Raw genomic sequence first — 13682 nt, 5'->3', positions numbered from 1 at the left:
GGAGGGGTAAAATGGGTGTTTATATTTTTATGGATATTCTGCCAAGCAAAATCAATAAGGAAGAATGGGAGAACGTTTACGAGGAATCAATTGATTTGATCAAAGCTTATCCGTTCATGGATTATACCTTTGACAGGGAAACATATGGAGTTATGTGGAGATATGCACACCGTACTGGGTATACAGATCTTCAACAGAAATGGCATATCGTTGGTGACTATGATACTATGCTAACGGGAGAATCATTCAGTCTGTCACGTGATATTGAAGTGTATCGTAAAAAAGACAATGTTAAAAATGGAAGCGATGACATTATAGCGGAGGAGATAAACAGGAACGTATTTTATGACCAGGAAGAGCTTCAAATTCCGGTTGGCAGCGTTAATGTCTTTGATGGAAAAACGCAAAGGGAACCTTTTCATAATTATTTGCTGGCAATAGCATGTCTCTTTGAAAGCCGATTTCCAAAGCATGTGATTGTTCGAGGGATATATCAATCGGTCAAATGAAAAAGGCAATCGATTGGGCGAATACGATCCTTCATAAACCGATACATTTAACGGAACGAACAGATAATGAAAAATTGTTAAAACGAATAAGAAAGCTGGGTATAAGTGACTATCATGTACTAAAATCCTTTTTGACATTAACAATGCAAGCGGAAGACTTCGCTCTGGGTGAGTTTGTAAGGAAAAAGTTTAGTCCGGACGTAATTAAGGCATATTACACGGAAGAATTTAAGGAATATGGTGTGAATATGATGGGTTTTCACAGTCGGCTCAGCCGATTCTTCAATCTTGGCTTCAGCATTGAAAAGGCATGTGCGATTTGTGTGCTTGATGTAAGTGGCTGCCGATTCGATGCGAATGATTTTGCTGAGACCGTTTTATCAATGGAGTGGACTGGTGCGGAAAAACATGCGGAAAATGAAATACAATCTGCATATAATGAGCCAGGCAGTGAAGAACCTGAAACCGTACATTCACAATTTGGAAAGATAATGATGAAAATGGCAGGGGTACAAGAGAATATGAAGTCAAACCTGTCGTACGAGGAAGTCGCTGCTATTTTAGAGCGACAATTAGGTGATTTGATTGATATGAAGCAGCTCATCAAACAAGAGAAAGAAGCGTATGATGAATCGGGTGACGAATTAAACGAACTTTTATCAAAAGTAATGGAAACGGGGGCTGGAGTAAAACCTGACGTTACTAAATATACGATAGATGATCTGGATTATTTAATACTCTGGGAAGAAGGGGATAGCCTGCACCCTCGTATTGAGGATGCAATGTTACGTTTAAAAGATTTTGTAGCAAAATTTGAGCGGAATAATCAAGACCTTTGTAATTTATTTCAGGTTTATACAGACCATCAGAAAATAGTAAAGCTTATCCAGTCAAATCATTTTTTCTTTATACGTAAGGAGATGTGGGACTATTATATAGAAAACATTAGTGAACCTGAACTGTCCAATGCCCTTCTTGCTGTTTTCTCCGTTAAGGCAGATGGGCTTAATATTAACAAATTGTGCAAAGCTGTGTTAAATAACGTTGATTTGTTGAGGAAATATATATTTTAGCGTGGTAATAGGTGGGAAGCAAGGGACAGCTCGATTTCTTCCTAATAATCAAAAAGAGGAAAGCGCATGGGTTGTCCCACTTCGTTTCAGAATTCCTTAGCAATTTATCAAAGCTCATTATCATAGTAGATGAGGAGTACACCGATCCACATCAGGAGAAAATGACGCGTGAAGAGTACCCAATTTTGACGGACACCCAACAGGGCGAACGTGAGCAAGATAAAGTTTCTTTTGATTGATCCGAAGAGATAGTCGTTGATGGCATTGAATACCGACTGAAAACGCGGGCGACATGAACCGAAAAAAGCGCGATATCACTAACGGGCTTATACGCTAGTTTGGTCTCCGCCTCCACCATCAGCTATCGTTATCCCTCCGCCTTTCTCATACGCTCTAGTTGAGATTCGTTTTTAAGCGATTGGTACGACATCTTTTGCGCAACATATTCCAGCGTTTCGAGCTTATCGTCCGTGTGCTTGTGGTGGCTCCGGCTTTCGGCAGTCAGGTTGCCAAGGTCTTCTTTTATATTACTGAGATCATTGTGGACGAACGCAAATTGCCTGTCCACGCCATCTCTAAAGTCGTCTAATTTCTTATCTAAGCTGTCTATCTTTTCGCCAAATTTCTTATCTAAACCGTCTACCTTTTCGTCTAATTTTTTATCTACTCCGTCGACCTTTTCATTCAGTGCCTTTATCTCGTCAAGTATTAGCTTCATATCGCTATTTTCCACGTCAATTCCCCCCTTGTATTCTAGTATTCTTCCGGAAACATGCCGACCAACAGATCGACTATTTCATCACGTGATATGCCCTGTGCCTTTATAAATTCCAAAACGCCTGCCGTCATCATCGCTTGACCTAGTTCAAATTTCACGTATTTCTCTTATATTAATTATATTTTAACTCTGATAGCGTGTCAACTTGCGTGTTGCAGAGGACAAGGAATTTGTCTCTTTGTCCTTCTGTGGATTGGATGACTTTTTGCTATGTCGCGTATATTATAGGTTTTCATGCGTTGGATTGGATCCACTACGGTAATAGTAAGCGTTTATTTGAAAGGGAAATGGCCGCTTAAAAGACCAAAATGGATAAACAGGAATTTTAGTGTGACAAAAGGAAGAAACCATCGACGTAAACGTTTGATTTCAATTCAACATTTTGAGAAAATTGTTGAAAACATGAATAATGGATGAGGTGTTTCGTTGCAAAAAAAGAAAGTATTAGAAGCTTGGATATTAATAGAGTCCATGAATTCGCCTGAAATTGGTAAGTCAAAAAACCTTGAATTAAAAATCGCCGAAAATGATAAGAAGAAAATAAAGTCAATTGTGGGTATCCAGAAGAATGAGCTTCCATGGGAAGAGCCCTATCAGTTAGCAGATAATAAAGAAATAGAATACACATGCTTCTTGGGCGTTTATGAAATGTTTCATGTAGCAAAAATAACTCGGGAGTATTTTAAAAATAACGAGGAGCTATTTAATCTGGATAAAAAGAAAACCTACGTTGCAAACATTAAGTTAGATAAGGATGGCGAGTATATAGAAGATTCCTTGTATTTACCATTTATCTCTTACGTGTTAGGAAAAATGCAGGCAAAAAAGGAGATAGATTTTTCTACGATAAATACAGAGTTTCAAGAACTGGAAACAACTATCCAGGAAAAAGCCTCAGAGATATTTGTTAACGGTGTTACGGAGGAAAGCATCACCCTATTTGAAAAACTAATAAAAAAGAAACTGGGTTTAAATACCAAAGAGTTACAAGGTAATTATTTAGATTCACTTTATGTTCAATATCACATAAAGTCAAAAGATGAGGAAAGCCAATTCGACACACTTTTTAATAGCTTTTACATAGAGGATTCACAAAATATAGTGGGTAAACAAAATTATCCTAGCGCCTTAAAACAGTACTTAGAGGGTATTCCTGAACAGAAGAGGCAAGTGATTGACGAAAATCATGAATGCATTTCCAGCATATTGGAACCTAAAAATATTCCAATTGCAAGATGGCCTTCTCCTGTAGCACATCGTTTATCTCTAATGCAGCAAGTTTCTGTAAATCTTGCTTTAGGCCCGACCGCAAAAGAATCTATACGTTCAGTAAACGGACCACCAGGAACAGGGAAAACAACATTGCTAAAAGACATATTTGCGAATTTGGTTACGGAAAGAGCGCTTAAAATGTGTGAATTGAAAAATCCAATCAATGCTTTTGCACATGATAAAATAGATATAGGGGGAGAATCACATAACTACTTTACACTACTAGATGGAATTAAAGGTTATTCGATGGTGGTTGCTTCTTCTAATAATACAGCAGTTGAAAATATTTCTAAAGAGCTACCTACAAAAGGGGAGATTATAAGAAATCCGAAGACCAAGGATGCTAATGAAAATGATTATTTAGCAAACTTCGAAAGGGAATACGCGAGACTAGCAAATGATTTGGATTTATTTCGGAAATCAGCGTCACTACTAAAAGAAGGTAAATCCGAACCTGATGAAAATAGTGGGAATGATGCATGGGGGCTGTTTTCCGTTGCGCTGGGTAAAAAAGACAACCTCGATAAATTCAAAGATTCTTTGCTAAGCAATCAAGTTTTTTTAAACCAATTAAAAGCGGAGAAGTATACCTTGGATGATTGGAAGAAAGAGAAGGCTGAACTGAAAAGGCTGGCAAGTGAAATCGAATCAGAAAAGGCAGCTTTGCAGCAATTCTGCAGTGCACATAAAACCCACCAGCAAAATAGCCTCAAATTACAAGAGCTTGAAGGGGAACTGGAAGCGGAGACAGAAACAATGAACAAGCTGAAGCAAGTGTTAAAGGAAATCATATTCAGTAAAGCAGATTATAAAGAAAAACTTGTATATGAGCCAAAAGTTAATGCTGTAGTTGCCTTCTTTTTACCGAGAAAAAAAGAACAAGCAAAAAGGCGAGAAGAAACATTGACTGCATTATCCAATTTAAAACAATCTGAAATAGGTAAAAGAAAAGAAATAACTGCCCAAGAAAACAAGCAAGACTATATAAAAACAAAAATAGAAGATCTTCAGAGGCAAAGCGCTATTTATCATAAATTGCGTGCTCAATTTGAAGATGAAAATATCGTTATCCCGGACGAGGTATACTGGGAAGACGCAAATTATGCGAAACGTCAACAAAACACGCCATGGCTAACGGATAACTTATTACATTTAAGAGCATTACTTTTCCTGCAGGCGATGAAAGTACATAAGGTATTTCTCTGTATGTCACACTATCAAATCTTGCAAAACGTTAACCTTTTTAATAAGAGAAAACTGATAGATACAAACCATGATCTAGATGTTTTTAAAGAACTATGGGATACCATTCATTTATTTGTACCTGTCATCAGTACTACCTTTGCGAGCGTTGGGAGAATGTATAAAGAATTAGGACCCGGTTCGATTGATTATCTATTTATTGATGAGGCAGGTCAAGCCATTCCACAAGCAGCTGTTGGAGCGATATGGAGGTCAAAGCATGTTATCGCTGTTGGTGATCCCTTGCAAATCGAACCAGTGGTCACTATGGACAAAACATTATTAACAGAAATTCAAAGATTTTATAATCTCCCAGATGAATATATACTTCCTTCTTCTTCGGTGCAATCACTAGCAGACAGAGCAAATCCGTATGGCATGTATAAGAGGAATAGTGGAAACGAACAATGGATCGGAATTCCTTTATGGGTGCACAGAAGATGTTTGGATCCAATGTTCACCATCTCCAATCAAATGGCCTATGAAAATAAGATGGTGCTTGGTAAAAATGGGGAGTTTAAGCCAGGAGATTCGCTTGGTATTAGTCGCTGGATTGATGTTAAAGGTAAAGCGAAATCCAGGCAATATGTAAAGGAACAGGGAGATGAGGTATTACATTACGTAAGAAAAGCAATTGATCAAAACACTGAATCTGAAGATTTGCCTGATTTATATATCATTACACCGTTTACAGAAGTTAGAAATGAAATAAGAGAACTATTAAGGTCTCATTTGAAGCAGAGAAGATTTGAGAAAAAGAAGTTGGATCATTGGATGAAATATAATATTGGCACTGTACATACGTTTCAAGGGAAAGAAGCCCAAACCGTATTATTTGTTTGTGGAACCGATCAGACTCAGGAAGGTGCGGCCAATTGGATATGCCAGAAGCCAAACTTATTGAATGTAGCTGTAACAAGAGCGAAAGAAAGATTTATAATAATAGGAGATTTGGAGCGATTGAAAGTTAAAGAACATTTTAAACTGCTAAATCAACATCTAAATATGAAATAATGTTAGGTGTAGGGACGAAGGGACAGGTTCAGTTCCTGTCTCTCTGTCCCTGTACGCCATTATAGTTTTTGTTGTGTCAATCAATCCAGTTGGCATAATAAACTTACGTTAACCACATCGGTTGAAGTTGAAGTCGGAATCATATAAATTCAGACACAAGTAATAAAAAGGAAGCAAAAGAACCGTCCCCATGCTTCTCCCCTATAAGTACCTCTCATCATACCCCAAACGCTCTGATGCTTCTTTTGCGGCGTGGGTGACCTTTTTTGCTATATCACGTATTTTATAGTTTTTCATGCGTTGGATTGGTCCCACAACGGTAATGGCGCTGACTACTTTTCCTGTATAATCTCGTATTGGTGCGGCGACTGATTTCGTTCCTTCTGTTAATTCCTCTGTGCTGACGGCGTAGTTCTTTTCACGAATCATGTCTAGTTCCTTCCGAAGTACGTTAGGGTCGGTGATGCTATTCTCTGTGTAGGAAACTAACCCCTGATTAATGATATCTTCTACAACGTTATCCCCGCTAAAGGCAAGTAGAACTTTGCCTGAACTGGTACAGTAAGAAGGGTTCCGCCTCCCAATGTGCGTTAAAATACGAACCGGATGATAACATTCCTCTTTATGAATATAAATTGTATCGAGGCCATCCATCACAGCTAAATGTGCCGTTTCTCCAGTATCATTTACTAATTTATGCAGAACTGGGGCGGCTTCTTTATGAATATCTAAATTGTTCGTTACAATCCCCGCAAGCGTGAGTACAGATATTCCTAATCGATACGCTTGGGTCTTTTCATCTTTGATAACAAATCCTTCACTGGCAAGTGTTGTCAGTAGCCGACTGACGGTGCTTTTCGCTAATCCTAATGATTCGGCTAACTCGCTAACCTTCTTTGTTGGTTCAAATGTTGAAAAACTTTTTAGAATACGTAATGCATTGGTAACCGATGAAAGAATCTGGGGTTCGCTTTTCTGCTTTACCATCTATTTCACCTCTTATAAATTTATGTTTTATATAAAGGAACATAGAAATGGAGCGTTTTATCCATCCTAATATATTAAGTATATACCATTGTTATCGCTTTCTAAATAGTAATTAGTAAATTCAAGCAAAAGAATTTTTATTTTGTTGCGTATGTAGGAACTGTCACCTTTTAAAGTTTTTACATCGCTTTTACAATGAAAATATGTTGATGAAGAAGGAAAGTGTTCAGCATACATTCACCTAAGCTATAATCATCGGAAATAATGTATACGTTTCAGAAAAATATAAGGAGGATTTCTCTATGCAAACCGAAACGAAAAAGAAGGTAATGGATTGTTCGCATTTCATTAATGGCGAATATGTACAATCATCCAATGGCAAAACGTTTGAAAATGTGAATCCAGCAACGGAAGAAGTGTTAGGAAATATTGCAAAGGGCGGGAAAGAAGAAGTTGACCAAGCGGTAAGTGTTGCCAGAACGGCACTTAATGGCGAATGGAAGAATATGCCGCTCAGAAAGCGCTCCAACATCATCCGTAAAATTGGTGATTTGATCTTGGAAAGAAAAGATGAATTGGCGAAACTCGAATCCTTAGATACGGGTAAACCATTATGGCTCTCCACGAATGTTGATATTGATCGTGCAGCGAATAACTTCTATTTCTTTGCTGACTATATGACTTCAGTAGGTACGGAAGCTTACGAGCAAGATGATATAGCGATTCATTATGCGATTCGCCGTCCAGTGGGAGTTGTGGGGCTTATTAATCCATGGAACTTACCATTATTCCTTATGACGTGGAAATTAGCTCCAGCTCTTGCAGCAGGTAATACAGCTGTAATGAAACCATCTGAAGTGACCCCAATAACAGCAACTGTTCTCGGACAAATCTGTAAGGATGCTGGTGTACCGGATGGCGTGGTGAATATGGTTCATGGATTTGGTGATACAGGAGCGGCGCTTTCTTCCCATGATGATGTGGATGCGATTGCTTTTACGGGTGAAACGGTAACAGGAACTGAAATTATGAAGGCTGCAGCACCAACATTGAAAAAATTATCCTTTGAACTTGGTGGCAAAAATCCAAACGTTATTTTTGCAGATGCGGACATGGAAGACATGATTGATACAACTGTTCGTTCTAGTTTCATTAATCAAGGCGAAGTTTGTCTCTGTGGTTCAAGAATTTATGTGGAGCGTCCGATTTACGATGAATTTCTGGAACGTTTTTCAGCAAAAGCAAAAGAACTCGTTGTCGGTGATCCGTTCGATGCAGATACAAAGGTTGGCGCATTAGTAAGTGAAGAACACTATAATAAAGTGCTTGGCTATTTGGATCTTGCGAAAGAAGAAGGCGGAACATTCTTGACAGGCGGGAAGGCCGCTGAAGGATTTGACAAAGGGTATTTCGTTGAACCAACGATTATTACAGGTTTAGGAAAAAATTCAAGATGTGTACGCGAAGAAATCTTTGGCCCGGTTGTAACCGTTGTTCCTTTTGATACAGAAGAAGAAGTACTGGAACAAGTCAATGATACGCACTACGGCTTAAGTGCAAGTGTATGGACTAGTAATGTTAAACGCGCCACCGGTTTCAGCGGAAAAATCGAAGCTGGTATCGTTTGGGTAAACACATGGTTCCTACGCGATTTACGCACACCATTCGGAGGGATGAAACATAGTGGTATTGGCCGTGAAGGTGGAGCTCACAGTTTTGATTTCTACTCTGAATTAACGAATATTACGCTTAAAATGTAGGGGGATCTTAAATGAAAACCGAATACACGACGAAAACGGCAAGTCATGCGAAACACTTAGCAAATGCTTGGAGTAAACGTGAAGGGGTTCAGCCAATTACGGAGCTGGATCCTGATCTCTCCGTTGATGAGGCCTATCAGGTACAGTTACACACGATTGATCAAAATGTTAAAAACGGACAACGAATAACGGGAAAAAAAATCGGCTTGACTTCCAAGGCGATGCAAGAAATGTTAGGCGTTGGCGAACCGGATTATGGACATTTATTAGATCAGATGAAAGTTGAAAATGGCGGAAAGATTTCAGCTGACCGTGTCCTGCAGCCAAAAGTAGAAGGAGAAATTGCCTTTATTTTAAAAGACGATCTAGTTGGGCCAAATGTAACGACATTAGATGTACTGAAAGCAACCGATGCTGTTGTCCCAGCGCTTGAAGTTGTAGACAGTCGTATTAAAGATTGGAAAATTACACTAGCGGATACGGTGGCAGATAATGCTTCATCTGGATTATATGTACTTGGTGGAAGACCCAAAAAAATTGAAGATGTAGACCTAAAGCAAATGGGAATGGTGCTCTACAAAAATGATGTCTTGCAAAATACAGGTGTTGGTGCAGCAGCTTTAGGAGATCCGGCAAAATGTGTTGCATGGTTGGCTAATAAACTAGCAACCTACGGGATTACGCTCAAAGCAGGTGAAGTTATTCTATCTGGCGCATTGTCAGCCGCTATGGAAGCAGCACCCGGAGATCATTTTCACGCGAAATTTGCCGAACTAGGGGAAGTACATGTTTCATTCACAGAGTGAGGAGGGTTCAGATGAATAAAGTGAAAGTTGGAATTATTGGAACCGGAAACATTGGTTCAGACTTAATGGTGAAATTAACCAACTCGGACGTACTGGAATTAACGACCGTTATGGGGATCGATCCAGAGTCAAGGGGGCTGAATCATGCCAAATATTTAGGACTGCAAACATTTGACACTGGCATTGACGGCCTAAAAGATCATCCCGAATTAGTAGATGTTCTTTTTGACGCAACAAGCGCCGGAGCGCATATGCATAATGCGAAAATAGCAAAACAACTAGGTAAACAAATACTAGATTTAACACCTGCAGCAATCGGTCCATTTATTGCACCAACCGTAAATCTAGGCGAACATCTCGAGGCGGAAAATGTCAATCTCATTACATGTGGTGGGCAGGCAACCATTCCAATTGTAGATGCCATTAATCAAGTTGCAGCTGTGGAATATGGAGAAATCGTTGCAACCATTGCAAGTAAAAGTGCTGGACCAGGAACGAGAGCGAACATTGATGAATTTACCGAAACAACCGCAAAAGCGATCGAAGAAGTAGGGGGAGCGAAAGAGGGTAAAGCGATTATCGTCTTAAACCCTGCCGAACCACCAATCATGATGCGTGACACGGTGCATGCTATTGTCGAGGAAGGCACTATGGATCAAGAAAAGATTACGAATTCCATTTTAGAAACGGTGAAAAAGGTTCAAGGCTATGTCCCCGGATATAACCTGCGAACCGAACCTATTTTTGATGGAAATAAGATAACGGTATTCCTTGAAATTGAAGGAGCAGGGCACTATTTGCCAAAATATGCCGGAAATCTTGATATTATGACGGCTGCCGCTGTAAAAGTAGCGGAGGAATTTGCGAAGAATCGCGTAAATAAAATGGCTGAAAACGTATAAGAGAGGAGGAAGCGTATGTCTAATCAAACAGGTATTAAGATTACAGAGGTCGCACTTAGAGACGGGAGTCATGCGGTAAGTCATCAGTATACAGTCGATCAAGTAACCAAAACTGTAGGAGCACTCAACGAGGCGCGTGTTCCTTATATTGAAGTTTCTCACGGAGATGGGCTAGGAGGATCCTCCTTACAATATGGCTTATCGAAAACAGATGAAATGAAATTAATTGAAGCTGCCGTATCTGCAGCTGATTTTTCAAAAATAGCGGTATTATTATTGCCAGGAATTGGGATTATTGAGGATTTAAAAGAAGCGGCAAAACTTGGTGCAAAAATGGCTAGAGTCGCTACACATGTTACAGAAGCAGATATTTCGAAACAGCATATAGAAACGGCCAAGGAATTAGGAATGGAAACGGTTGGATTCCTAATGATGAGCCACATGGTTTCATCCGAAAAGTTAGTAGAACAGGCGAAATTAATGGAAAGCTATGGTGCAGATACGGTGTATGTTGTAGATTCAGCAGGTGCTTTACTTCCACATGAAGTCAAAGAGAGAATCCGAGCGCTTCGTCAAGCATTAACGGTAGAAATTGGTTTCCACGGTCACAACAACTTGTCCCTAGCGATGGGCAATACCTTAGCAGCGATGGAAGAAGGAGCTACGAGGCTCGATGGAAGTATCCGCTGTTTGGGTGCAGGAGCAGGAAATACGCAAACAGAAGTATTAGTTACTGTGCTTGAAAAAATCGGAATTCCAACAGGGATTGATCTGTACAAAATCATGGATGTAGCAGAAGACATTGTCGCACCCATATTGCCAAAACCTCAAGAAATTGGTCGCGATAGCTTAACAATGGGGTATGCCGGTGTTTATTCTAGTTTTCTCTTACATGCCAATCGAGCTGCAGAGAAATTCTCCGTAGATTCTCGCGATATTTTAGTAGAACTAGGTGAACGTAAAATTGTTGGTGGGCAAGAAGATATGATCATTGATGTTGCAGCTGAACTTGCCAAAAAATAAAGACTAAAGTCGTAAGCAGGAGGAACAGTATGGATCAAAATACAATCAAAGAGCTTGCTAATTATGTGCACCATGCAGAAAAAGAAAAACAGGAAATAATAAAAATTACTGCAGATTTATATCCGGAACTTTCCATCGACGAGGCGTATCTTGTTCAAGAAGAACTAATTCGTCAAAAATTGGAAGAAGGATCTAAAATTATCGGGCCGAAGATGGGAATTACCAGTGAGGCTAAAATGAAGCAAATGGACGTCGATGATCCAATCTATGGCTATGTATTCGATAATATGGTTGTCGAAGAAGGGGATTCCATCGCCATCTCTGATTATATCCATCCAAAAGTAGAACCTGAAATCGGATTTATTTTGAGCAGAGACTTAGAAGGACCAGGTATTACCACACTAGATGTATTACGGGCAACGGAATATGTTTTTCCAGCTATTGAGATCATTGATAGCCGCTATGAGAATTTCAATTTTACATTGCCAGACGTTATTGCAGATAATACTTCTGCAGCAGGGGCCGTGTTTGGAACGTATTTGAGAAAACCAGAGGAATTAGAACTGGACGTTGTTGGTGTAACCTTATCCATAAACGGAGAAGTTCAATCATTGGGAGCAGGTGCCGCTGTACTAAATCATCCAGCCAAGTCGGTTGCAAGACTTGCTAATATGCTAGCTAAAAAGGGAGAAAAAGTAAAAGCAGGCCAACCCATTTTATCCGGTGGCATCACAGCAGCAGTTCGACTGTCTCCTGGTGATTTTGTCAATGCGAAATACGGCGGATTAGGCGATGTATCCTTTTTCGTAAAAGAATAATAGAGGGAGTGAAATATGTGCCACTTATAAATGTAGAAATTATGGAGGGAAGACCTCCTGAAAAAATCGAAGCAATGATGAAAAATGTAACCGAAGCAGTCAGTGAATCACTGGATGCTCCGAAAGAAAATGTACGTGTTATTGTGCATGAGGTGCCTAAAACACATTGGTCTATTGGTGGGACTTCCGCAGAGAATTTAGGGAGATGATGCTGGTGGGGGAGCATTGGGACGGCTCGCTTGCTTCCTGTTCGCTTATGAGGAAGCGGGAGAACCGCCACTGTGCTTACTGCTAGTAAAAAAGATTTGAAATTTTTAAATGTGTTGCTTATAGAAGAACAAAGGGGTTAATTTAAATGAAAAAACAGTTTACCATTACTATTAAGAATTATTTATAATATGTGCAGTCATTGTATGCACATATTTGTTGAAAATGTTTGGAAGCGTTATCAGATAATATCTATATTATTTAAGGGGGAATTAATAATGCTGGAACAAGAATTAAAGAAATTTGACGTTGCGCAGTTGGCTCATGTGGAGATTTATACAGCGGTACCGGATCAAACCTTGTGGTTTTTCAAAAAGTTATTGGGCATGTCAGAGGTGGCAAGAGAAGGGCAGTCGGTTTATCTCCGTTCTTATGAGGACCATTATCACCATACATTGAAAGTAACGGAGCGGAATGAAGCTGGTTTGGGACATGTCGGCTGGCGGGCAAGCTCCAAAGATGCACTGGAACGCCGCGTGAAGGACCTTGAAAAATCCGGCGCCGGCAAAGGATGGATTGACGGCGATCTCGGACATGGAGCTGCATATCAATTTGTCACACCGGATAATCACAATATGGAGATTTTATGGGATGTTGATTATTATCAGAGCAACGACAGCAACAGGACGACGCTTAAGAGCCGCCCTGAAAAACGTCCGTTAACCGGTATTCCAGTTCGGCGAATTGATCATGTTAATTTGATGTCAAGCAATGTTAATCGCAATAAGGAGCATTTGATGAATGACCTTGGATTCAGATTGCGTGAGCATGTCGTGAAAGATGATGGCGATGAAATTGGTGCTTGGTTAAGTGTAAGTCCATTGGTTCATGAACTGGCTTATATGGCGGATACAGGAACATCAGAAAAAGGACTTGGAAAGTTGCATCATGTGGCATTCTGGTATGGGTTCCCACAGCATTTGCATGATTTAGCTGATGTTTTAACGGAACACGGAATCGAAATTGAAGCAGGACCACTTAAGCATGGAGTCTCCCAGGCATTGTGCATGTATGTGATCGAACCGGGCGGCAACCGCATTGAACTTTTTGGTGATTCCGGCTATCTGATTTTTGATCCGGAATGGCAACCACGTATGTGGAAAGGAAATGAGATTGAAAAAGCGATCATTCATTATGGTGCACCATTACCGGACTCTTACTTTAAATACGGGACGCCTAATGTAAAAAGCCCTGTTAAAAGCTAGACGGTGACAGAGGGACAGGTTCCGAT

The 13682-nt window shown here is 39.9% G+C and carries 14 protein-coding genes; 11 read left to right on the top strand and 3 right to left on the bottom strand.

Annotated elements, in window-relative coordinates:
• Nucleotides 1-11: 11 nt before the first annotated feature.
• The 3 genes from KFZ58_RS14545 to KFZ58_RS14535 are packed head-to-tail and all read left to right on the top strand — an operon-like array spanning nucleotide 12 to nucleotide 1821.
• Nucleotides 12-509 (top strand): hypothetical protein, encoded by a 498-nt coding sequence (locus KFZ58_RS14545; protein WP_235792018.1) that lies wholly within the window; start codon nucleotides 12-14, stop codon nucleotides 507-509.
• Nucleotides 506-1582, top strand: a complete 1077-nt coding sequence (locus KFZ58_RS14540; RefSeq protein ID WP_235792017.1) for a hypothetical protein — start codon at nucleotides 506-508, stop codon at nucleotides 1580-1582. The genes KFZ58_RS14545 and KFZ58_RS14540 overlap by 4 nt, the downstream gene beginning before the upstream one ends.
• Before the next feature lie 11 nt (nucleotides 1583-1593).
• The gene (locus tag KFZ58_RS14535) at nucleotides 1594-1821 is read left to right on the top strand and encodes a hypothetical protein (RefSeq protein ID WP_235792016.1); all 228 of its coding nucleotides are present in this window, start codon (nucleotides 1594-1596) and stop codon (nucleotides 1819-1821) included.
• A gap of 128 nt (nucleotides 1822-1949) precedes the next feature.
• Here KFZ58_RS14535 and KFZ58_RS14530 read toward each other — a convergent pair whose 3' ends face one another.
• Nucleotides 1950-2315 (bottom strand): hypothetical protein, encoded by a 366-nt coding sequence (locus KFZ58_RS14530; RefSeq protein ID WP_235792015.1) that lies wholly within the window; start codon nucleotides 2313-2315, stop codon nucleotides 1950-1952.
• A gap of 20 nt (nucleotides 2316-2335) precedes the next feature.
• The gene (locus tag KFZ58_RS19200) at nucleotides 2336-2458 is read right to left on the bottom strand and encodes a hypothetical protein (protein WP_255694902.1); all 123 of its coding nucleotides are present in this window, start codon (nucleotides 2456-2458) and stop codon (nucleotides 2336-2338) included.
• A gap of 328 nt (nucleotides 2459-2786) precedes the next feature.
• On the opposite strand from KFZ58_RS19200, the gene KFZ58_RS14525 reads away from it, so the two are divergent.
• Entirely contained in the window at nucleotides 2787-5888 is a 3102-nt protein-coding gene (locus tag KFZ58_RS14525; RefSeq protein WP_235792014.1) for a DEAD/DEAH box helicase, read from the top strand.
• A gap of 201 nt (nucleotides 5889-6089) precedes the next feature.
• Here the strand turns inward: KFZ58_RS14525 and KFZ58_RS14520 are convergent, their stop codons facing one another.
• A complete protein-coding gene (locus KFZ58_RS14520; protein ID WP_235792013.1) occupies nucleotides 6090-6875 on the bottom strand; it encodes an IclR family transcriptional regulator in 786 nt (261 codons plus the stop codon).
• Nucleotides 6876-7177: 302 nt separating this feature from the next.
• On the opposite strand from KFZ58_RS14520, the gene KFZ58_RS14515 reads away from it, so the two are divergent.
• The 7 genes from KFZ58_RS14515 to KFZ58_RS14485 all read left to right on the top strand — a co-directional run bounded on the left by KFZ58_RS14515 (nucleotide 7178) and on the right by KFZ58_RS14485 (nucleotide 13656).
• Nucleotides 7178-8635, top strand: a complete 1458-nt coding sequence (locus KFZ58_RS14515; RefSeq protein ID WP_235792012.1) for an aldehyde dehydrogenase — start codon at nucleotides 7178-7180, stop codon at nucleotides 8633-8635.
• Nucleotides 8636-8646: 11 nt separating this feature from the next.
• Nucleotides 8647-9441, top strand: a complete 795-nt coding sequence (locus KFZ58_RS14510) for a 2-keto-4-pentenoate hydratase (RefSeq protein WP_235792011.1) — start codon at nucleotides 8647-8649, stop codon at nucleotides 9439-9441.
• A gap of 11 nt (nucleotides 9442-9452) precedes the next feature.
• Nucleotides 9453-10343, top strand: a complete 891-nt coding sequence (locus KFZ58_RS14505; protein ID WP_235792010.1) for an acetaldehyde dehydrogenase (acetylating) — start codon at nucleotides 9453-9455, stop codon at nucleotides 10341-10343.
• A gap of 15 nt (nucleotides 10344-10358) precedes the next feature.
• Complete coding sequence (dmpG, locus tag KFZ58_RS14500) at nucleotides 10359-11366, top strand: 4-hydroxy-2-oxovalerate aldolase (protein ID WP_235792009.1); 1008 nt, start codon at nucleotides 10359-10361, stop codon at nucleotides 11364-11366.
• A gap of 29 nt (nucleotides 11367-11395) precedes the next feature.
• Nucleotides 11396-12184 carry a 2-keto-4-pentenoate hydratase gene (locus tag KFZ58_RS14495; protein ID WP_235792008.1) on the top strand — a complete coding sequence of 263 codons (789 nt, stop codon included), beginning with the start codon at nucleotides 11396-11398 and terminating at the stop codon, nucleotides 12182-12184.
• A gap of 17 nt (nucleotides 12185-12201) precedes the next feature.
• On the top strand, nucleotides 12202-12393 hold the full coding sequence (locus KFZ58_RS14490; RefSeq protein WP_235792007.1) for a 4-oxalocrotonate tautomerase: 192 nt from the start codon (nucleotides 12202-12204) through the stop codon (nucleotides 12391-12393).
• Between the two features lie 276 nt (nucleotides 12394-12669).
• Nucleotides 12670-13656 carry a catechol 2,3-dioxygenase gene (locus KFZ58_RS14485; protein ID WP_235792006.1) on the top strand — a complete coding sequence of 329 codons (987 nt, stop codon included), beginning with the start codon at nucleotides 12670-12672 and terminating at the stop codon, nucleotides 13654-13656.
• The last annotated feature ends 26 nt before the right edge of the window (nucleotides 13657-13682 follow it).

It is taken from the genome of Virgibacillus sp. NKC19-16 (assembly GCF_021560035.1).
GTDB lineage: Bacteria > Bacillota > Bacilli > Bacillales > Amphibacillaceae > Virgibacillus_L > Virgibacillus_L salidurans.
The sequence above is the reverse complement of the archived record's forward strand: the minus strand, read 5'-3'. Positions and strand labels throughout refer to the sequence as shown.

Bases quoted from the DNA above. Each gene is read 5' to 3' on its own strand.
- KFZ58_RS14515 (WP_235792012.1), top strand. From the start codon at position 7,178: ATGCAAACCGAAACGAAAAAGAAGGTAATGGATTGTTCGCATTTCATT.
- KFZ58_RS14510 (WP_235792011.1), top strand. From the start codon at position 8,647: ATGAAAACCGAATACACGACGAAAACGGCAAGTCATGCGAAACACTTA.
- dmpG (WP_235792009.1), top strand. From the start codon at position 10,359: ATGTCTAATCAAACAGGTATTAAGATTACAGAGGTCGCACTTAGAGAC.
- KFZ58_RS14520 (WP_235792013.1), bottom strand. From the start codon at position 6,875: ATGGTAAAGCAGAAAAGCGAACCCCAGATTCTTTCATCGGTTACCAAT.
- KFZ58_RS14540 (WP_235792017.1), top strand. From the start codon at position 506: ATGAAAAAGGCAATCGATTGGGCGAATACGATCCTTCATAAACCGATA.
- KFZ58_RS14545 (WP_235792018.1), top strand. From the start codon at position 12: ATGGGTGTTTATATTTTTATGGATATTCTGCCAAGCAAAATCAATAAG.
- KFZ58_RS14505 (WP_235792010.1), top strand. From the start codon at position 9,453: ATGAATAAAGTGAAAGTTGGAATTATTGGAACCGGAAACATTGGTTCA.
- KFZ58_RS14495 (WP_235792008.1), top strand. From the start codon at position 11,396: ATGGATCAAAATACAATCAAAGAGCTTGCTAATTATGTGCACCATGCA.
- KFZ58_RS14485 (WP_235792006.1), top strand. From the start codon at position 12,670: ATGCTGGAACAAGAATTAAAGAAATTTGACGTTGCGCAGTTGGCTCAT.